15 protein-coding genes are annotated in these 22336 nt (G+C 33.5%); 4 read left to right on the forward strand and 11 right to left on the reverse strand.

Annotation, left to right across the window (positions count from 1 at the left end; all coding sequences use genetic code 11):
- Positions 1–58 precede the first annotated feature (58 nt).
- From KQA_RS0205855 to KQA_RS0205885, 7 genes are all read right to left on the reverse strand, one after another.
- Positions 59–886 (reverse strand): amidohydrolase family protein, encoded by an 828-nt coding sequence (locus tag KQA_RS0205855; protein WP_029209476.1) that lies wholly within the window; start codon positions 884–886, stop codon positions 59–61.
- Between the two features lie 117 nt (positions 887–1003).
- The gene (locus KQA_RS0205860; RefSeq protein WP_010179031.1) at positions 1004–2458 is read right to left on the reverse strand and encodes a tagaturonate reductase; all 1455 of its coding nucleotides are present in this window, start codon (positions 2456–2458) and stop codon (positions 1004–1006) included.
- A gap of 127 nt (positions 2459–2585) precedes the next feature.
- Positions 2586–4238: a UxaA family hydrolase gene (locus KQA_RS0205865; protein WP_010179033.1), complete on the reverse strand. Its 1653-nt coding sequence runs from the start codon at positions 4236–4238 to the stop codon at positions 2586–2588.
- 186 nt (positions 4239–4424) lie between these two features.
- The gene (locus tag KQA_RS0205870) at positions 4425–5093 is read right to left on the reverse strand and encodes a bifunctional 4-hydroxy-2-oxoglutarate aldolase/2-dehydro-3-deoxy-phosphogluconate aldolase (protein WP_010179035.1); all 669 of its coding nucleotides are present in this window, start codon (positions 5091–5093) and stop codon (positions 4425–4427) included.
- 93 nt (positions 5094–5186) lie between these two features.
- Positions 5187–6209: a sugar kinase gene (locus KQA_RS0205875; protein ID WP_029209477.1), complete on the reverse strand. Its 1023-nt coding sequence runs from the start codon at positions 6207–6209 to the stop codon at positions 5187–5189.
- Positions 6210–6330: 121 nt separating this feature from the next.
- Positions 6331–7338, reverse strand: a complete 1008-nt coding sequence (locus tag KQA_RS0205880; RefSeq protein WP_010179039.1) for a zinc-binding alcohol dehydrogenase family protein — start codon at positions 7336–7338, stop codon at positions 6331–6333.
- Between the two features lie 167 nt (positions 7339–7505).
- The gene (locus tag KQA_RS0205885; protein WP_010179041.1) at positions 7506–9050 is read right to left on the reverse strand and encodes an alpha-L-fucosidase; all 1545 of its coding nucleotides are present in this window, start codon (positions 9048–9050) and stop codon (positions 7506–7508) included.
- Between the two features lie 495 nt (positions 9051–9545).
- Between KQA_RS0205885 and KQA_RS0205890 the strand changes: the two genes are divergently transcribed.
- The 3 genes from KQA_RS0205890 to KQA_RS0205900 all read left to right on the forward strand — a co-directional run bounded on the left by KQA_RS0205890 (position 9546) and on the right by KQA_RS0205900 (position 15481).
- The gene (locus KQA_RS0205890; RefSeq protein ID WP_010179043.1) at positions 9546–12686 is read left to right on the forward strand and encodes a UvrD-helicase domain-containing protein; all 3141 of its coding nucleotides are present in this window, start codon (positions 9546–9548) and stop codon (positions 12684–12686) included.
- Between the two features lie 154 nt (positions 12687–12840).
- Entirely contained in the window at positions 12841–14253 is a 1413-nt protein-coding gene (locus KQA_RS0205895) for an OmpA family protein (protein WP_010179045.1), read from the forward strand.
- A 232-nt stretch (positions 14254–14485) separates the two neighbouring features.
- Positions 14486–15481, forward strand: a complete 996-nt coding sequence (locus KQA_RS0205900; RefSeq protein ID WP_010179048.1) for an aspartate-semialdehyde dehydrogenase — start codon at positions 14486–14488, stop codon at positions 15479–15481.
- Positions 15482–15598: 117 nt separating this feature from the next.
- On the opposite strand, the gene KQA_RS0205905 is transcribed toward KQA_RS0205900, so the two are convergent.
- The 4 genes from KQA_RS0205905 to KQA_RS0205925 all read right to left on the reverse strand — a co-directional run bounded on the left by KQA_RS0205905 (position 15599) and on the right by KQA_RS0205925 (position 20851).
- Positions 15599–16591, reverse strand: a complete 993-nt coding sequence (locus KQA_RS0205905; protein WP_010179051.1) for a DUF4837 family protein — start codon at positions 16589–16591, stop codon at positions 15599–15601.
- The gene (locus KQA_RS0205910; RefSeq protein WP_010179053.1) at positions 16588–18333 is read right to left on the reverse strand and encodes a lytic transglycosylase domain-containing protein; all 1746 of its coding nucleotides are present in this window, start codon (positions 18331–18333) and stop codon (positions 16588–16590) included. The genes KQA_RS0205905 and KQA_RS0205910 overlap by 4 nt, the downstream gene beginning before the upstream one ends.
- 212 nt (positions 18334–18545) lie before the next feature.
- Positions 18546–19427, reverse strand: coding sequence for an SDR family oxidoreductase (locus KQA_RS0205915; protein ID WP_010179055.1), 882 nt, complete (start codon positions 19425–19427; stop codon positions 18546–18548).
- 242 nt (positions 19428–19669) lie between these two features.
- Positions 19670–20851, reverse strand: a complete 1182-nt coding sequence (locus KQA_RS0205925) for a phosphoglycerate kinase (protein ID WP_010179056.1) — start codon at positions 20849–20851, stop codon at positions 19670–19672.
- A 274-nt stretch (positions 20852–21125) separates the two neighbouring features.
- Here KQA_RS0205925 and KQA_RS0205930 point away from each other — a divergent pair, with 274 nt between their 5' ends.
- Complete coding sequence (locus KQA_RS0205930; protein ID WP_010179058.1) at positions 21126–22262, forward strand: DNA polymerase III subunit; 1137 nt, start codon at positions 21126–21128, stop codon at positions 22260–22262.
- The last annotated feature ends 74 nt before the right edge of the window (positions 22263–22336 follow it).

Genomic DNA, 22336 nt, shown 5'->3' on the forward strand with positions numbered 1-22336 from the left:
TAATTAATACTAGTTTGATTATACTCAAATAACCAAAAAAATTCTTTTTATCAATTTACTACAATGAATAAAATTCAATGGCGTTTTTTCCGTAAATTTTCTCTTTTTCTGAAGCAGAAAAATTTTCAGTATACGTATCAATAATTCCTTTTACCTCTCCATAGGTCCATTCAATTAATGACACTGGCCAATCGGATCCATACATTACCCTATCCACACCAAATAATTCCATCACGTTATCTAAATAGGGAACAAAATCCTCTTGCTTCCAACCTTTCCAATCTGCCTCGGTCACCATTCCCGAAAGTTTACAACTCACGTTTTCATGTGCTGCAAGCTCTTTCATCCCTTTCTTCCAATCGTCAATTTGACCTTCTTTAATATTGGGCTTGGCTATATGATCAATAACAAACTTTTGGTTTGGGTGTTTTTGCACCGTATACAAAGCAGCATGTAATTGCGATGGGTAAATTAAAATATCATAAGTAAACCCAAACTTTTCTAATTGACTAATTCCATTCTGAAAATTAGACCACATCATAAAATCCACATGAGGCTCATCTTGCACTACATGACGGAAACCTTTTATAATTTTTTCTTGCGCATAATGCTCTAAGCGACGCTCCACTTTTTTTGCTCTTAAGTCAACCCAACCTACTACTCCCTTTATAAAATCATGCTTTTGGGATTGCGTTATTAAAAAATTAGTTTCAGATTCGTGTTGATCTGCCTGTACGGCAACACAGCCATCAATTCCTTTATCCAGTAATTCCTTATGCAAATCTTCGGGTAAAAAGTTTTTTTTAATCGCCGACATCTGATCATTAATCCAGCTGTGCTTTACTTCGCAGTAATGCCAAAAATGTTGATGAGAATCTATTTTCATACGTTAAATTAAAAACAAAAAAATTGTAAAAGTTTACAACTTTCAAATATGATTTATTTAAGTCTATAGTTGTGCTTCTTATGTTTATTTTATTACCTCATATAGTTAAGGGCCTACTTAAACATTCTTTAAGAAACTGATAATCCCTTTATTTTCTATGGCTACCAAAGCTTTTTCAATAAAAGAAACTAAGCCCTTGTATTGAGTTAAATTAGCACCAAATACCTTTTCATTAACTAATACATTTTCCGCTAAATTAGCCATCGTTTGCGTTTTGGAATCCACTTTAGCCCATTCTTCTTTAAAAAATTGAAGTAGGGTTTTATCATCATTTAATACGATGGTTTCTCCATTAAATTCTCCTTTATAAAAACGAATTAAGCAAGCTAATGAAAATGCTATTCGTTTAGGAAAACGTCCTTCATTCAATTGAGCAAATTCGGCAAAAGCAGGCAATAAACGAGCACTAAATTTTGATGTACTGTTTAACGAAATATCAATTAAAAAATGTTTTAACGTAGGATTTTTAAAGCGATCTATAACAGCAGTTATAAAGGCATCTACTTCCTGTTCCGAAAAATCTGTTAACGTAGGTTTCACTTCTGTAGAAAGTAAGTCTAAAATATGATTTTTAACTAACTCATTATCCATACTTTCTTTAACCGTTCGTAGTCCAGCTAAGTAAGCTAAAGGGACTAATGAAGTATGTGCTCCGTTTAAAATACGCACTTTCATTTCTCGGTACGAAGAAAGCGCATTGACAAACTGCACATTTAATTTTGTTTTAGAAAAAGGCAATTCTTTTTGAATAAAACTAGGTGCTTTTATAACCCAACTATGATAGTCTTCCCCGGCAACTAATAGTGGATCATTAAATCCTATTTTTTCATTAATTTCTTGAGCACGATCTTTAGGGTAACCCGAAACAATACGATCCACTAAAGTGCTACAAAAATGATTGTGTTCCGTTATCCAATCCTGAAAGTCAAAGCCTAAATTCCATTTAGATGCATATGCCAAAATTGTTTTTCTTAAAACATCCCCATTATCTTCGATTAATTCACAAGGTAGTAATACACATCCCTTATCAGCAGCTCCATTAAAATGAGTAAATCGATGATGCAACCACAACGTTAATTTTGCTGGAAATTCATGCGGAGGTGTATCTGTAATTTGATCCTCTTTTGAAAATTTTATCCCCGCTTCGGTAGTATTTGAAATTATATAACGCATTTCGGGTAGTTCGGCTGTTGCCAGAAAAGTTTCCCATTCTAGATAAGGCTGAATAACCCGACTTACCGACTCAACTAAGCTTACTTCGGATGTTAACTCCCCATTACGAACACCGTCTAAAGCTACATGAAACAAACCTTCTTGCGCTCGTAATTCTGAATAATCCCCACGCTTAGTAGGCTTAACCACTACAATACTGCCTCCAAAATCAGTTTGTTTATTTAGTACGTCAATCATCCAATCGCAAAAAGCTCTCAAAAAATTCCCGCCTCCAAATTGAAGTATACGCTCTGGGTATTGTACCGGTTTGTTGGTTGTATTTCTATTTAATGTTTTCATATTAGTTGGTAGTTATGAGTTGTCGGTTTGGAATTGTCAGTTGTGAGTTGTCAGTGATGAGGTTAATCTATTTTTTTGAAGAATTTAAAAAATTCTCACAACTCCCAACTACCAACCCACAACTAGTCTATAGTGATACGCCTCGTTTCCAAGGAATAAAATCGTTTTGGCCTTTTGTGTCTGCTTTGGCTTGTGTTTCACCGCTAGCTACTTGTATAATGTGTTCCAATACTTTTTCGCCCATCGTTCGAATCGTATCTTCGCCACTAATTACTGTTCCGGCATTAATATCAATAATATCATTCATACGCTCAAATAAAGCAGTGTTACTTGACATTTTTAATACTGGTGTAATGGGGTTTCCGGTTGGTGTTCCCAAACCTGTAGTAAAAACAATCATATTACAGCCACTCCCTGCCAAACCCGTGGTACTTTCAACATCGTTACCTGGTGTACATAATAAATTGAGCCCTGGCTTTTCAATTTTTTCGGTGTAATCCAATACAGAAACTACGGGTGATGTGCCTCCTTTTTTTGCAGCACCTGCAGATTTCATCGCATCGGTAATCAATCCATCTTTTATATTTCCTGGTGAGGGATTGTTTTCAAAACCCGATCCAGCTTCAACAGCTCGTTGCGAATAGGTTTTCATTATGGAAGCAAACTTATTGGCATCCTCACTCGTTTCGCAACGATTAATAATTTCTTGTTCTACTCCATTTAATTCTGGAAATTCTGATAACACTGGCGAACCTCCTAAAGCGGTTAATAAATCTGAGGCATAACCTAAGGCAGGATTTGCTGAAATACCTGAAAAACCATCGGAACCACCGCATTCCAAACCAAGAATTAATTTACTCAAGGGGGCTGGTTGTCTTTGAATTTTATTGGCTTCGGTTAAACTTACAAAGGTATGTTTTACCGCTTCTTCTATAAGATGACGTTCACTTTTACTTTGTTGTTGCTCTAAATAATGTATAGGTTTTTCACAATTTGGATCACGATCGGCTATGGCTTTTTGCAACATATCAATTTGAGCATTTTGACAACCCAAACTAAATATAGTTGCTCCAGCAACATTCGAATTGGTAATATATCCGGCTAATAGGTTACACAAGGTTTCCGAATCTTGACGAATGCCTCCACAGCCTCCATCGTGTGTTAAAAATTTAATTCCATCCACATTTGGAAACAATCTGTTTTTAGATAATTCTTCCTTGGTAGTAATGATATCTGTTTCCAGTATGGCTTCCGCAGAAGCGCCTGCTTTATATTTATCAATTAAAGCGGCGGTATTTACCGCAAAATCTTTTTTTGTTTCGTAGCCCAATACATCCAACAATGCTCCTTCAAGTACATCCACATTTCTGTTTTCACAAAAAGTTAATGGAATCACTAACCAATAGTTACGAGTACCTACACTGCCATCCTTTCGATAAAAACCATTAAAGGTACGCTCCTTAAATTTTGAAATATCTGGCACTGACCAATCCTGTTTTTTTTGGTCCGCATTATACACCGCCGAAGCATGTTTTATGTTTTTAGTAGTAATGGCTTCACCTTGCTTAATTGGTATTATTGCTTTTCCTACAAGCACACCGTACATAAAAATTTGATCCCCTACAACAAAATCATGCAAAGCAAATTTATGCTTTTGCTGAATGTCTTGTTTTAACGTAAACGTACACCCTGCTATATCGACAAAGGTATTTTTAGGCAATGTGTGAATAGCAACAATAATGTTATCCTTCGGATCTATTTGGGCGTACTGGTTTGTCATGTTTTTAATCTTAAGTGATTATTTATTTCCAACAAAAAACCCTTTTGAATATCCTTATTTTACAATTGAGGACAACCAAAAGGGCTCATATTTATGTTTTGTTTCTACCTATGACTTAAATTCGAATTATGTATTAAAAATTCTAATCCATAATACAGGTTAAAAAGCATATAGCAAAAAGTCAAATTATCCTCTTACTTTTTTAATTGTTGCTATAGCTTGAGCAACTGTTTTTTGTAAACCATCGAAATCGCGATCCGCTAATATTTGTTTACTAATTAACTGAGATCCCATACCAACACAAGTTACTCCGGCATCAAACCATTCTTGTAAATTTGATTCTTCGGTAGTTACACCACCAGTAGGCATAATTGATGTCCATGGCTGAGGACCTACAATACCTTTAACAAATTTAGGTCCGTATAAATTTCCAGGGAATAACTTTACGATTTCGCAACCTAATTCTTCGGCTCTTGCAATTTCAGTTAGGGTTCCACAACCAGGATTCCAAGCTACTTTGCGTCGATTACACACCATTGCAATATCCTCGCGCAATACTGGAGTCACAATAAAGTTTGCTCCTAATGACATGTATAATGAGGCTGCGGCTGCATCGGTAACAGATCCTACTCCCATAATCATTCCTGGTAATTCGGCAATCGCATATTTAGTTAATACTGCAAAAACTTCGTGAGCAAAATCACCACGTGCTGTAAACTCTAATAAACGAGCTCCACCATCGTAACAAGCTTTTAATACTTTTTTACCTAATTCGATATCCGGGTGATAAAATAAAGGAACCATTCCTGTTTCCTTCATTACCTGAGCTACTTCTATTCTTGAAAATTGTGCCATTTTTTTTAGTTTTTAGTTTTTGGTTACCAGTTGTTAACCAAAACTATATTAGTTATTATATTAAAAATCCCTTTTCGGGAAATTAGGAGTTAGTTATCGATCTACTTTAGCTGAACCGTCACTTGCTATAAAGTTTAATACTTCTTCCTTTGATGCTCTATTAACATCACCAAAAATAGTATGCTTAATTACACATGCCCCAGTTGCAAAAGCAATGGCTTTTTCTAAATCATCTGCATATTCAATTAACCCATATATTAAACCTCCCATAAAGGCATCACCTGTACCAACACGATCAACCACTGGCGTAATCTCATTTAAACGTGCTCTGTACATATCGCCCTTATTATAAAGTAGACCACCTATGATTTGATGTGACGCATTTAATGAATTACGGTAAGTCATTGCCATAGTTTCCAAATTAGGAAGCATTTTATGTATTTTGGCAAAGCTCTTCTTGGCATCCACATCCACCGTATAATCTGGATCTATTTTTTTTTCACCTAACATAAACAATGCCGTATCCACATCACCTAAAATGACATTACTATAACTTAACAATTCTGGCATTACCTCCTTAGGGGATTTCCCATAATTCCAAAGTTTTTTTCTGTAATTTAAGTCTGTTGAAATTATTAAGCCTTTAGATTTTGCTGCTTTAATTCCTTCTAAACATACTTCGGCAGCATTTTCAGATAATGCGGGTGTAATTCCACTCCAGTGAAACCATGTAGCTCCATCTAAAACTTTATCCCAATCTATATCTCCTTTTTTAATTTGAGAAATAGCCGAGTCGTCACGATCGTAAACCACCGCACTATTTCGACCCGAGGCTCCGTTTTCAAGAAAATAAAGCCCTAAACGCTTTCCTTGACGTAAAATATGTTTATGACCAACCCCAAAACTTCGAATAGTATTCATGGCACAATCACCAATGGCGTTAATAGGAATTGCCGTTACAAATTCGGCATTAGCACCATAATTAGCTAATGAAGCCGCTACGTTAAATTCACCTCCTCCATAAATTACCTCAAATGAGGTTGCTTGACTAAAGCGAAGGTTGTTTGGAGGTGAAAACCTTCCTAATATTTCACCGAATGTTATTACTTTATGCATCATAAAAAAAGTTGGCTTTGCTAAGAATAATTTCAAGTAACATTATTTTTTCACTTGACATTTCTTACTGATCAAATATGTTTTAAAAAAACCTTGGCAAATTTCCGAAAATTAATTCGATTTAAAAATCTACAGTCGCTTTAATTACACCTGTTTCTGGTTTTGTCCAACTATCGAAATTAGCAATCATTTCCGTAAAAGAGACATTATGTGTAATAAATGAATCGGTTGGAAATTGATCCAATACCTTAATCACATGTTCAAAATCTTCTCTTGTGGCATTACGACTACACATTAATGTAGTCTCTTTGGCATGAATTTTAGGATGTGTAAACACCAACTCTCCTTTGGATAAGCCTACTAAAACATACCTTCCGCCATGAGCCATATAATCTGTACCAACTTCTAAAGCCCCTTTAAATCCTGTGGCATCAAAAACGGCTGTCGCCATATCATTATTAGTAATTTCGGCAATTTTATCTTGAGCATTATCTGAAACATTGATTACATAATCTGCACCAATTTCATTTTTTGCATATGCTAACCGATCATTATTAACATCAAGTGCAATTACTTTTGCTCCTGCTATTTGTGCTAACTTAATCATTCCAATTCCGATGGGACCACAACCAACTATGACCACAAACTCACCTTGAGTTACTGCAGCTCTCCGAATGGCATGTGCACCTATAGCTAAAGGTTCCACAATAGCCATTTGATCGTAAGTTAAATTATTTGCAGGCAACAATAAATCCTGTCTAACGCTAATGTATTCTTGCATACCTCCATCGGAATGCACTCCTAATACACTAATGTTTGTGCAACAATTTGTTTTTCCTTTACGACAAGCAATACATGTTCCACAACTTACGTATGGCATAATTACTACTTTGTCACCCGATTTTAAACCTGCTTTATTTGCTCCTATTTCTACAATTTCTGAAGCTAATTCGTGCCCCAAAATCCTAGGATAAGTAAAGAATGCTTGATTTCCAGAATAGGCATGCAAGTCCGTACCGCAAATTCCCACTTTTTTAACTTTAAGCAATGCCTCTCCTTCCTTTCGAACAGGCTGCTCCTTTTCCTTTAAAAGAAATTCACCTGGTTGCTCGCAAACTATATATTTCATTTTAATTGTTTTTTCTTATGAATTAGGTATTTAATTCTAATAGGTTTTAAAATTAGAAAAACGCACTCCAAAAAGGAGTACGTTTCTTTGTGTACAAAAACTCAACATAATTTTTTTCTACACTAAACTATTAAAATAGAAATACAGCTAAATAATCTGAAACTAAACTACTTTGTAATTTCTAGTACGTGAGCAAAATCTCCCGATTTTTCGCCAAGCTTAGTTACCACTAATCCTTCTGGACTTTGCTTAAATTCCAACTTGGCATCGCTCCCCAATAAACGTACATTTTTAATAGTTAAACCTTTTGAATACTCATTTGATAATCCCAAAGATGTAATAGTCACTTTACTATCCTTAGGCCAAGCCATCATTATAGCATACAATTTATCACCTTTTTGAGTAAAACGAATGTCTTGCCCAGAAAAGGCTTTATTTTTTCCTTCAGAGTGATGCCCTTTCTTCACTTCGGTAGGCCCCTCTCCAAAAGTTTTCCAATATTTAGTTCCATAAATGGCCTCACCATTAACTTTTAACCAATCTCCCATTTCCAACAGAATCTTTTTTTGATCATCTGGAATAGTTCCATCCGCTTTTGGACCAACATTTAACAATAGATTTCCATTTTTAGAAACTATATCAACTAAATCATCAATTAATTGATTGGTATCTTTTGACTCCCAATTAGACACATGACACCATGAATTTTTACCAATAGATGTATCTGTTTGCCATGGCAATTTTCGAATTCCAGGTAATTTCCCTCTTTCTAAATCATAAATAACCGTTCCCTCTGGAAAAGCTTCATGATCAAAATTTTTATCCTGAAGCACCACCTCTTTACCCCATTCAATTCCTTTATTGTAGTAATAAGCTGCTATTTTTGGACGATACTCTTTAAATGCTGGTCGATCTAACATAAAATCAAACCATAAAATATCTGGTTGATAGTTATCAATTAAATCTAAAGTACGTATCCACCATTCTTTCTTAAATTCTTCGGAAACTGGTTCTTTTAAATCTTTTCCTTTTTTTGAATATAAATCTGCATATTGAGGATCCATAGTGTCAAAATGATCTTTTTTATTATAAAAAGACCAGTTAAATGCATAATGGGATGACGCCCCCATTATTAACCCCTTACTACGACCTGCTTTAAAAAGCTCACCCAAAACATCACGCTTAGGCCCCATATTTTTAGCATTCCATCGTGTAGTTTTTGATGCATACATAGCAAATCCATCATGGTGGTCAGCAACAGGAACTACATATTTTGCACCAGCGGCTTTAAATAAATCGATCCATTCATCGGCATTAAATTTTTCCGCCTTAAACATAGGAATAAAGTCCTTGTAACCAAACTCCTTTTGATCTCCAAAAGTTTTTTTATGATGCAAAAATTCTTTTGTTGGCCCTAATTTACCTGGGTTTAATTGCGCTGAAAAATTAGCTGTGTCCATGTACATATGTCTCGGATACCATTCTGATCCATATGCAGGCACCGAATAGGCTCCCCAGTGAATAAAAATTCCAAATTTCTGTTCATTAAACCATGTCGGATCTTTGTAATGCTTCTTTATTGACTCCCAATTAGCTTCATACAAAGGCTTAGTTTCCACATCGGCACTCAACACCTTTTTAGCTTCTTGCTTACAAGAAACCATCCCCAATATACTCATCATTAAAACGAGTAACATTCCATTTACATTCATAAGTAGTGTATTTTAACCCAATGATACGCAAAAGTTGTAATAATACTTGTGTCTTAATGCCACAAATAGACTAAATACGACCACAAATGATTTAACATATATGTTTTTAAGCGATAAAAATGAGCAGTATATAAGTTATTTGAATGAAAATAGTGACTATAACGATTTAGTTATTATATTTACCGTTACAATTTTTTAATTTTGTGTACAACAAAAGCTCAACATAATAAAAAGTTGTATCATTTACTAAGTTTTAATTTATGCTCAAAATGTCGATGATAGTGGAAAATATATTTTTTACTATATAACAACTAACAACTACTTAGTAAACAGAAAAAAAAGGCTACTCATTATATATAGGTAGCCTTTTTATTTTCTATAATCACAAAAAAACTATCCTTTTATGAAAAGTTAAAAAGTCATTTTTATTAGATAACTTTGGTATCGTATATTTCTACATATTAGTAATGCCCTTTTAACCCCAAAAACCCAACATTGAAAAATACAACTGCTTTTACCGTTTATGATGCTGCAGCCGGGTCTGGAAAAACATACACCATTGTAAAAAATTATCTGCTAAAAATTTTAGCCAACCCAAACAAAAATAGATATAAACAGATTTTAGCAGTTACATTTACCAATAAAGCAGTTTCGGAAATGAAGCATCGTATTTTAGAAAGCCTTGATGGGTTTTCAAAAAAAGATACGCCAGAGTCAAACAAAAGTATGTTTTCTGAAATTGCTAAAGAATTAGCCATTTCTGAAGATGCGCTCCGTAAAAAGTCAAAAAAAACACTTCATTATCTTTTACACAACTACACCTCGTTTAGCGTACAAACTATTGATAAATTTACACAATCAGTCATTAGAACCTTTGCTTACGATTTGGGACTTGATAGTAACTTTGAAATTGAACTTGATCAAAAAAAATTATTAGAAGTCGCCATTGATGACCTTATAGATAAAGTTGGAGACAACAAACAAATAACCAAAACTATACTCGATTTTACAAAAGCAAAAATTAACGATGATGCCGCATGGAATATCAAACGTAGCTTATTGGAAATTGCTCAAATTATTTTTAATGAAGATGATATCCTTCATATTAAAAATCTAAGCAGCCACCCTTTTGAAGATTTTAAAACTCTTGACAACAACTTAAAGAACAAGTTTAAATCCAATAAAGAGCAAATAACTACCTTATCCAAAAACCTACTTGATACTTTTGAGAAAAATGGAGTGATTTCAGAATTTACCAGCGGATACATCCCTAAACACTTCACTAATTTAATTAAAAAAGGCACCGAAGAATTTAGTAAAGCAAAATGGAAACAAGATATTGAACACACCTCACTTTGCGCCAAAAGTAAAAGTGATTTTATCAAAGAAACATTAGAAAGCTTACGCCCTAAAATTATAAGTGTGTTTAACGAAACTAAAAGACTTGTTTTTGAAAATCAATTTTTAGAACGTATTCTAAAAAACATCACCCAAATGTCATTACTTAAAAGTGTAAATGACGGTTTAGAAAAACTAAAAAAAGAAAAGCAACTACTCCTAATTTCAGATTTTAATAAACTCATTTTTGAAACCATAAAAGACCAACCAACTCCTTTTATATATGAACGTCTTGGTGAACGTTACAAAGATTTTTTTATTGATGAGTTTCAAGACACTTCAATAATGCAATGGCAAAACTTATTCCCTTTGTGTGACAATGCGGTATCATCAATTAACGAACAAACTAATGAAACAGGAAGTGTAACCATTGTTGGCGATGCCAAACAAGCTATTTACAGGTGGAGAGGTGGGAAAGCTGAACAATTTATGGATTTAAGTAATTTAGATAGTCCATTTTCTAACCCTACAAAAAACACCATTCAACTTGACACAAATTACAGAAGCTATTCTAATATTATAGATTTTAACAATAGCTTTTTTTCCTATTTATCCCAATTTTTCTCTTTTGAAGGTTATAAAGAATTATTTATCAAAGGAAACAATCAAAAAGCAAATTCTCGCCAAGGTGGATTCGTTCAATTCGACTTTATAGAAGCTTTAAACACAGATGAAAAAAACGAATTATACCCTAACAAAGTCCTTGAAAATATACAAAAGATTACTAGCCAAGGATTTTCACTTAAAGACATTTGTATTTTAGTAAGAAAAAATAAAGAAGGTGTTGTAATTGCTGATTATTTAAATCAACACAAAATACCTGTTATATCTCAAGAGGTTCTTTTAGTTAAAAATGCTAATGAAGTTATACTACTTATAAATCTAGCTTATTTTTCCTTACATCAAAATGATAAAAAGAAAAAGCTTGAATTCCTTAAAGCATTAGCCATGCAATTAGAAATAAATGAAGTTAATTCATTTTTACAAACCTACATTCCATTAAATCCCGATCAAATTTCAAAAAGATTATTAAAACACAATATAAATGTCGACTTTGATTCTTTTGATCACCAATCTCTTTTTGAAGCCTTTGAACTACTTTTAATCAACTTCAAGCTTGACCAAAAACCAAATTCAAATCTTCAATTTTTTATGGATTTTGTTTTTGAATATTCACAAAAACAAAATTCTGGTATTAATGAATTCTTATCCACATGGGAAACAAAAAAAGATAAGCTGAGCATTATAATTCCTCAAGAAAAAGATGCCATACAGATTATGAGTATTCACAAATCTAAAGGCTTAGAGTTTCCTGTAGTAATTTATCCCTTTGCCGACACCGAAATTTACAAACCACAGCCTAATCATGTTTGGTCAGCGATTAATACGCTTTCGGGTACCTTTCAAGAAGCTTATATTAATTACAATGAAAAAGTTTTTACCCAATATAGCTTAAAAACCAAAACTCAAGCAACACATATAAAACAACTACAAGAGCTAGACAATTTCAATATTTTATATGTAGCATTAACAAGAGCTAAAGAGCAATTGTACATTATTAGCAACCACAAAAAAAACGGAAGAAATCCTGAAAATAGTTTTCAAAGCTTTTTTAAAAATTATTTATCCAATACTGAAAAGTTTGAAAGCATTAGTGATAATAGCTATCATTTTGGAAATTCTTCAAAACAGTCATTACCTAGTAAAAAATCACAAAATATTTCCTCAACATTAACTTCTTTTATATGTACCAATAAAAATAAGCGTCAAGTCACTCCCATTACAACTTCAACATTAACTAGCGACCAACAAGAATCATTAAATATTGGGTTACTTACTCATGAGTTAATGTCAAAAATATATGACCGAAATGATGCAAAAAAAAAATTAGAGCAATTTAAAAAAAGGAAAGACATCTCGATTCAAGAATATAACATTATAGAAAACAACGTAACTTCTATTTTAACTCACCCAACACTCGACAGCATATTTAATAAGAAAAATCAAATTTTTAATGAACGAGATTTTATATTAAAAAATGAAATCTTGAGACCAGATCGCGTTGAAATTTCAGAAGACAATACCGTTGTAATAATTGATTATAAAACTGGAGTAGAACAAAAAGAACACCTTCTACAAGTCACTAAATACGCATCAATTTTTGAAGAGCTTGGCTTTAAAATCATAAAAAAAATGTTAATATACACTGGAAACACAATAAAAATTAACAAATTCTAACGCAGGTACTAATTTCATTAACACTAGTGTTTACAGGCATTTAGCATTTTTTTATAAAATAAAGCTTGTAAATTCTAGACAAAGTGTTTTGTTAGTTAAATTTAACCTGTTACATTTGTTAGTAATAACACTTAAATTAATCATACATATTAATATGAAACATCTTAGTAAAATTATTGCTGCTGCCCTTATAGGGTTACTGTTTAGTACAGCTAATGCACAAGACGCAAATCATCCATGGGCAATTTCAGTTGGAGTAAATGCAGTGGATTTTTTCACAGAATCAGAATTAAATGCTTTAGATCCTGATGATTTTAATATCCTTCCTGCCATTTCTAAACTAACAGTAGGCAGACATATTAAAGGTGGTTTTTATGGTAGTATTTCTGGATCATTAAACAAAATTGATAAAATAGGTCTTGCTGGCGTGCAAGGTGGCTTAGTTAATGTTGACGACCTAGCTTATTTTGCAGTCGATGGAGCTTTAAATTACAGCTTTAGAAATTTAATTAAGAAAGACGGAACTGGATGGTTTGATCCAAGTTTATCATTAGGTGCTGGATATTTCTGGTTAGAAGATGAAGGTAGATTTTCTTTAAACCCTGGAGCTGGAGTTGATTTTTGGTTAACTGATAATTTCGCTATTTCCTTAAGTACCATGTACAAAGGTGTAATTAGCGAATATGATGAACCTAGCGAAAGCGTGACTATTGGTAACGACACTTTCCAAACTTCACACATGCAACACACAGCTGGAGTTAAATTTGCTTTTGGAGGAACTGACACTGACGGTGACGGTGTATATGATAGCAAAGACGAATGTCCTGAGGTTGCTGGTTTAAAGCAATTCAACGGATGTCCTGATACAGATTTAGATGGAATTAAAGATGCTGACGATGCTTGTCCTGATGTATTTGGACCTGCTGAACTTAACGGATGTCCTGATAGTGATCAAGATGGTATAGCTGATAAAGATGACGCTTGTCCTGATGTTAAAGGAACTGCTGCTATGAAAGGTTGTCCTGATACTGATGGAGATACTGTTCCTGATAACTTAGATAAATGTCCGAATGAAGGTGGTCCAGTTTCTAATAACGGATGTCCTTACCTTGACAAAGATAATGACGGTGTATTAGACAAAGACGACAAATGTCCTGAAGTACCTGGTATTGAAGCAAACAATGGATGTCCTGAAGTTAAAAAGGTAACTGCTGAAGTTCAAAAAACATTGAATGAATACGCAAAAACAATCTTATTTGATACAGGTAAGTCTTCAATCAAGACTCAGTCTGAAGCTGTATTAGGAGACATCATCAATATTTTAAAAGAATATCCTGATGCTAAATTTACTGTTGAAGGACATACTGATAGTGTTGGTAGCGCTAGCTCAAACCAGAGATTATCTGAATCTAGAGCTGCTTCTGTTAAGGCTTACTTAATTGGTAGAGGTATTTCTCAATCAAGATTAAGCTCTGTAGGATACGGAGAAGCTAAACCAATTTCTTCAAATGCTACTAAAGCAGGTAGAAAATTAAACAGACGTGTTGAGATTAACTTAGTAAGATAAGCTAAACTTTAAATCACATCATTAAATAAAAAAAGCGCTTTCCAATTTGGAAAGTGCTTTTTTTATACCCAAAAACTAATAATACACAAAAAATTACCTGCTAATAATCAAAATATGTCAATTTTACCTTAAAACAGGTCAAAATCGCTTTAAATAACATATAAAATTGTTTTTAGTTAAAATTATATAATACTTTTGCAATCTGTAAATTGTTAATTTTAAACAAACAAAAATGAAAGTAGCTGTAGTAGGTGCTACCGGAATGGTAGGTACTGTGATGTTAAAAGTATTGGAAGAAAGAAATTTTCCTGTAACAGAATTAATTCCTGTTGCTTCAAAGAAATCTGAAGGAAAAAAGCTTTTATTCAAAGGCAAGGAATATCCTTGTGTTATACTTGAAACTGCAGTTAAAATGAAACCGGACGTCGCTTTATTTTCCGCAGGTGGAGACACCTCTTTGGAATGGGCTCCAAAGTTTGCTGAAGTAGGCACAACTGTAGTTGACAACTCTTCGGCATGGCGTATGGATCCTACTAAAAAATTAGTAGTTCCCGAAATTAACGGAAATGTATTAACAGAAGAAGATAAAATTATTGCAAACCCAAACTGCTCTACTATACAATTAGTAATGGCTTTGGCTCCTTTGCATGATAAATACAAAATGAAACGATTAATCATTTCCACATATCAATCTGTTTCTGGTACAGGTATTAAAGCCGTTCAGCAACTTGAGAATGAAACTAAAGGAATAGAAGGAGAAATGGCTTATTTGTATCCTATTAATAGGAATGCAATTCCTCATTGTGATGTTTTTCAAGAAAACGGATATACCAAAGAAGAAATGAAGCTTGTTAAAGAACCTAAAAAAATACTTGGTGATGATTCATTCAATATAACTGCAACAGCAGTGCGTATACCTACTGCTGGTGGTCACTCTGAATCAGTTAATGTTGAATTTGAAAATGATTTTGACGTTGCTGAGGTTAGAAAACTTTTATCAGAAATGCCAGGAGTTATAGTACAAGATAATTTGGATACTAACACTTATCCAATGCCTGCATTTGCTCATGAAAAAGACGAAGTATTTGTTGGACGTATCCGTAGAGATGAATCACAACCAAACACTCTTAATATGTGGATTGTTGCTGATAATTTACGCAAAGGTGCTGCCACTAATACCGTTCAAATCGCAGAATACTTAGTAGCTAATAAAATTTTACAAGCTTAATTAGATTCGATAATAAATTTAGATCTTAGATCTTAAATCAAAAAACCCCGAAATTTATTCGGGGTTTTTTAATGTCACAATTTTAAGCAAAATTTAAATCCTTATGTTCAGATTTAATTAATCAATAAATTTGACCGTTTTTAATATCGCCTCTAATTCAAAAACATAATCTCTTTTATTAATTGATGGCGCAAAAACAAAGCCCTCTAAAACGAGCAACCTATTTTTTTTTGTATCCTTAATCACATAGTTAACAAAAGGCCCTGCCATCCATTTGTTTTTCACCTCCCATGTCCCTCTAGTCTCATAAGTATCAAAATTTGCCATATTAATTTCCTTTATATAAGGAGAATACGCTGCTTCTGTTATAAAACGACCACCTTCATCAACAACTATATTATCTCCTCCGTAAGTATCTCTCATACTTATGATATTCTGCGTAATACTCAATGAGTCTTTAAAAAAGTTTAGCGGCACTTCATAGGCAGTTATATTCATAGTACCATGAGAAATATTTTTTCGAATCCAATAAAAATCCTTTGAAGCTTTTGCTACTCTATATGACTTAGGCGCGCTTAAACTTATCCCTAAATTTGTATCGAGTCCCTTAATTACTAAAGGAGTTTTCACCAACTGTTGCTTATTTAATATTTCAACAGCCTTAAATGTTTGTATAATTTCTGCTTTATGAGTTCTAAATGTATTAATTATTTCCTCATCTGTTCTACCAGAGATTACTATACCAATCTGTGGGCGGGCATACTTATTTTTTAAAATTTTAAAACCAACTTCTTTGTTATTCACAATTTTCAAAAAACAACGGGATTTGTTTGCAAAACCAGTAAAAGCAGTAGATGGCATTTGTCGTATGGTAAACATCGGCTCTTCCTGCGGAAGCCCCGGCACTGCGGCCGCCAAATTTTTACGAAGCACCTCTCCTATACCACCTTCCCAAAATCTATTATCCATCACTATCGTCAATGTATTGGGTCTACCCGAAGATCTCGCATATGCACCTTCATCTAAAACAACTTTATTTTCCTCCTTATTATTTTTACAAGCCATTACAGCAAATAAAACAAAACAAACTAAGCTTATCTTTTTAATCATTTTTTTAATTTTAAGCGCATTCCCGGCTTTAATCTATTTCCAGGTATATTATTCCATCTTTTCAAATTTTCGACACTCACACCAGCAAATTTTTGCGATATACTCCATAAAGAGTCTCCAGATTTAACCACATAAACATTTGAACTGGATTTTATAGCTTTTTTCTTAGTTGCCGCATAGGCATTTACTTTTCTAGGGTAAATTGTCAAATACTTACCTACTCTAATATTGTTATTTCTTAAACCATTCCATTTTTTAATTTGTGATACACGAACTCCAAATTTTCGAGCAATTAAACCTAAATAATCACCACTACGAATACGATACCTAATCTTGTTTTTAACTTCAAAAAATTGAGGCAAAGGCTTTTCTCTTTTATCATAGTCTTCCTTTGCTTTAGCATAGATCGCGTTTTCATTAGAAACAAAAGTACCCACCTTGTCCAATGGCATACGCAATGTGTAATCTTCCGAAGGTATGTGAGGAATAATATCCAATTTATATGATGGATTTAAAAATTGAAGCACTTCCATTTCTACATCCATCACCTCTGCCACTTGATCCAAACTTATTTGTTGCTTTACGCGAACGGTGTCCGTTTCAAAATAGGCAAATTCTGGTCGTTTTGGTTTAAAATTATGAAAATCGGAAAACTCAAAAATATACATTGTTGCCAAAAAAGCGGGTAAATATCCAGCGGTTTCTCTAGGTAAAAAAGGTCGTATATTCCAATAATTAGTATAACCACCACTCCTTCGAATAGCTTTAGTTACATTACCAGGGCCCGAATTATAGGAAGCCAATGCCAAATCCCAATCTCCAAATATCTTATAAAGCTTTGCTAAATATTTTGCCGAAGCTTCCGTTGATTTTATAGGATCCATGCGCTCATCCACATATGAACTCACATCTAAATCATATTCTTTTCCAGTTCCAAACATAAACTGCCATAAACCTGTGGCTCCTACTCTAGATTTTGCCCTTGGCTTTAATGCAGATTCCACAATAGCAAGGTATTTAATTTCTAATGGTAAGTCATATTTATCCAATACCTGTTCAAATAAAGGAAAGTAATAATCACTCAACGCCATTAAACGCTCCATGGATTGATGCCTGTTTTTTAAATAGTTTTTTATTACACTTTCTAAAGCGGGATTATATGCGACATTAAATGGCGTGTGTGCATTTAACTCTTCCAAATGTTTTTTTAGGGTCTCCGTAGGCAGGTTAACCACAAACTCAACGTTACTATAATCTTGATTAATTATGGTTTCATAAATCGTATCATACAAACTAGAGTTAAACAACTCTTGCTTCCATCGCTTGTCTAACTGTGCTAATGAAGGATGATCCTTTAAACCATTTTGAAAATCTGATTTTACACTCACATTAGATAAATCAAACTTTTTATGCGCTTTAAGCTTAGGCTCATTTAGATAGTCTAACTTAAGGTTATCCTGTTTTGATATGCTATCCTGTATTATTTCTCCCGAAAGGGAATTACTAGCGGAAACCTGGCTTGGTTGAATAACTGAAGAAACAGACTGCCCTTCTTGTAAAGACATTACTTTGGTTAGATCCAAGGAGTCTTTAGCTCTCTTCTTTTTTCTTTTAAATAAGTTTTTAAATTGCTTTTTAGAAGTCTTTTTCCCTTTAGTATCGATGGACAAGGAATCTTGAGCACAAATAAGTATTGGAAATAACAAAAAAACGGCAAGTATATTGGAATACTTTCTAATCATTTTATAGGAACTTTGAGTACCATGCCACCAGATGTTGCAAATTAATGGCGGCATGATTCAATAAAAAATCAAAATACTAAATTTATGTGATAAATAGCATCAAATGTTATACCGTTTTTTAACCCCATTACGGAATACTTTAATACTCACAATAAATAGTTAGTCTTTATTTATAGTATTTAGCCTTTGAAATTTTATTTTTCCCTCAAAATTTATGCTTTCCAACTAATGGATTTAGCCCAATCAGATAAACTCTGATTTTGTACTCCTAAAAGTTGTTGTGTTTCTTTAAAATTTTTATTTATTATTCTGTTACTATGATCCTCTAAATACCTGTATAAATTCGAAATTTCTTTACCTGCTAATTCTCCAAAAGCTGGTGTAATTTCTTTTTGAAAAGCATCTGGTGTTAGGCTAACAAAATTAATTTGCTCACCTACCTGTTCAGAAATCGCACTTGCAATTTCCTCTCCAGAAACTAAACTACCTCCAATTGATAATGTTTTTCCAGCTAGTTCTGGCTTATTAATTGCCAAGGCCGTAAACTTACCTAAATCCGAATGACTAATCCATGGAAATTTTTTTCCTTCTTTAACAGGATATGGAAATATCTTATGATTTAATATTACTGGCACTGACCAAGGAGCTGACGCATTGTCTAAATAGATGTCAGGAACTAAATTTATTACATTTAAACCCGACTCCTTAAACAAGTCTTTAATTAACACCTTTATATCTAGGGCTACTAATCCAGTTTCTTCCTCTGGCAAATCAAAACTTGAATTATAAACTACCAATTCAACATTGTTTGCTTTTGCAGCATTTATAAAGTTAGTCGCATACGTTTTAGCCACCTCTATATCAAACACTAGCGGACAAGTAAAAACGGCTTTATTCACCTCTTTAAATGCCTTAGACAAATCCTCAAGATTATTCAAACTACCAGACACTACCTCTAGCCCATCAAATGTTTGATTTGTTGCATCAAAAGATCGAGAAAGCGTAACCACTTTATCGCCAGCATTTATCAAACTTTGAGCAATTTTCATTCCTTGAAAACCGGTTGCTCCTGTTACGAATACTCTATTAGCCATTGTTAAATCATTTGTTCTTCTTCACGAATTTAACTTTAAAAAACGCACTTTACAAATGCCAAATAGCATGAGACCTACTTACCAAAAAGTTAGTTTTATTGCAAATCAAAGCTTTAGAGCCTAATTTTTTTTGAAAAAAAATTTAAACGATCCATTATCTTTTAAAAAAAACACAAAGGGCTATCCAAAAATGGATAGCCCTTTGTGTTTGAACTATAAAAATTTAACACTATTTATAGTTATTATGAAATTGCCTTAATACCTGGCAATACTTTTCCTTCCATATATTCTAATAAGGCACCACCCCCAGTTGAAACATAAGATACATCATTCCCAAAACCTAAATTATTAATTGCTGCAGCAGAATCACCACCACCAATTAAAGAAAATGCGCCTTTTGCAGTTGCATTTTTAACAGCATGTGCAATTGCAATAGTTCCGTGAGCAAAATTTTCCATTTCTGCCACACCCATTGGCCCATTCCAAATCACAGTTTTAGAATTCTCAATAATTTCTGCAAACTGATCTCTTGTCTCAGGTCCTATATCCAATCCTTCCCATTTTTCTGGTATCATTCCTCTTTTTACAGTTTGAATATTGGCATCATTAGAAAAATCATCGGCAATAACAGTATCTAATGGCAATATCATTTTAACATTATTCTCCTTAGCTCTTTCTAACAATTCCAATGCTAAATCCAATTTATCATCTTCACACAATGAAATCCCAATATCACCACCTAAAGCTTTCACAAAAGTATACGACATCCCTCCACCAATAATAATGTTATCGGCTATTGATAGTAATTTTTCAACAATTAAAATTTTATCAGAAATTTTAGAACCACCCATAATAGCTGTTACGGGAGCAACACCAGTTTCAAGTACTTTTTTAGCATTTACAATTTCAGCTTCAATTACATAACCCGCTCCTTTGTCTTCAAAAAACTCAGCTACAATAGCCGTCGAAGCATGTGCTCTGTGCGCAGTACCAAAAGCATCATTAATATAAATATCTCCTAATTTTGATAATTTCTCAGCAAAATCCTTATCACCAGCAGTTTCTTCTTTATAGTAACGTAAATTCTCTAATAATAAAATTTCACCCGGTTCAAGTTCGGCTGCCATTGCCTCAACATCTGCACCAATACAATCCGAAGCCATTTTAACTTGTACTCCTAATATTTCTTGTACTTTTTCTACAATATGCTTTAATGAAAACTCTTCTTGCTTTCCTTTTGGCCTCCCTAAATGTGACATCAAAATGGCACTTCCACCATCTTCAAGAATTTTTATAATTGTAGGCTTTGCAGCTTCAATACGCGTGGCATCAGTTACTTCAAAATTAGCATCTAAAGGCACGTTAAAGTCTACACGAATTAATGCTTTCTTATTTTCGAAATTAAAATCGTTGATTGTTTTCATATGATGTAAAAAAGGTTTAACACTCTTACGGAATTACAAAAACTCCGCAAAAAGCAAATATAATTTATTATTACTAAAATTATAGTACTTACGAATAGCAATCCTATTTTTAAACATTATAAAACAATATAGCATTCACACTACTATAAGGTTATAGTAAATTTAAAATTTGAATATACTTTTATACTTTGCCAAAACAGTTTTTCAATAAGCAAACCTATTAGCTAACTCTTGAATCCAGTTTAAAACCTATCAAAAAGTTTATATTTGCGTTATGGTATTTCAAGATGTTTTAGGACTAGATCATATTAAAAATCACTTACAAACTAGCGCAGATCAAGGGCGAATTGCTCATGCTCAATTATTCTGTGGGTCTAGCGGTAGTGGAACTTTGCCAATGGCTATAGCTTATGCAAGGTATATCCTTTGCGGAAGTTTATCTGAGAACAAAAGTTGTCATCAAAAATTTGATGCACTTTCACATCCAGACCTTCATTTTGTATTTCCGGTTACCACTACTGATGCCGTAAAAAAGCATCCACTTTCGGATTTATTTTTAACGGATTGGAGAAGCTTTTTAGAGAAAAATCCTTATGCTACTATTTTTGAATGGTACCAACACATTGGTGCCGAAAACAAGCAAGGGATTATTAATGTTGAAGAAGCTGCACAAATTGTAAAAAAACTATCACTAAAAAGTTACGAAGGCGGCTATAAGATTATGATCATTTGGATGGCCGACAAAATGAACACAGCTACTGCGAACAAATTATTAAAACTTATTGAAGAACCCCCTGCTAAAACGATTTTCATTCTTATAACTGAAGATAAAGAACAAATTATTCAAACTATAGCTTCGCGTTGTCAAATATTAGAATTCCCCCCTTTGGGTATAGGAGCAATAACTGAGGGCTTACAAACAAGAAATAATGTGGCTCAAATTGAAGCTGAAAAAATAGCTCATAGAGCTCAAGGGAATTACAATAAAGCGATTCAATTGTTACAAAACAACACTAGTGAAAATCAGTTTGAAGAATGGTTTATTACTTGGGTACGTGCCGCTTTTAAAGCAAAGGGAAATAAGGCTGTTATTAACGAACTTATTAAATGGAGCGAGGGCATTGCTGGAAATGGTCGGGAAATTCAAAAACAATTTTTAAACTATTGCATTCATTTTTTTAGACAAGCATTACTCTTAAATTACAAAAGCGAATCCTTAGTTTTTTTAGAACCACAAACTGCTAATTTTAACCTATCCAAATTTGCTCCTTTTGTACACGGCAATAATATAGAACCTATTTTTAGCGCTCTGGAAGATGCCCTATACCATATTGAACGAAATGGAAATGCAAAAATCATCCTTACCGATCTTTCCATTAAACTTACTCGGTTATTACATGTTAAAGGTTAAAGGTTAAAGGTTAAAGGCGCATTCAGAATACTCAAAACCCTTGTAAATACGAGGGTTTTGTCGTAAATTAATGT

It is taken from the genome of Aquimarina agarilytica ZC1 (assembly GCF_000255455.1).
Taxonomy (GTDB): domain Bacteria; phylum Bacteroidota; class Bacteroidia; order Flavobacteriales; family Flavobacteriaceae; genus Aquimarina; species Aquimarina agarilytica.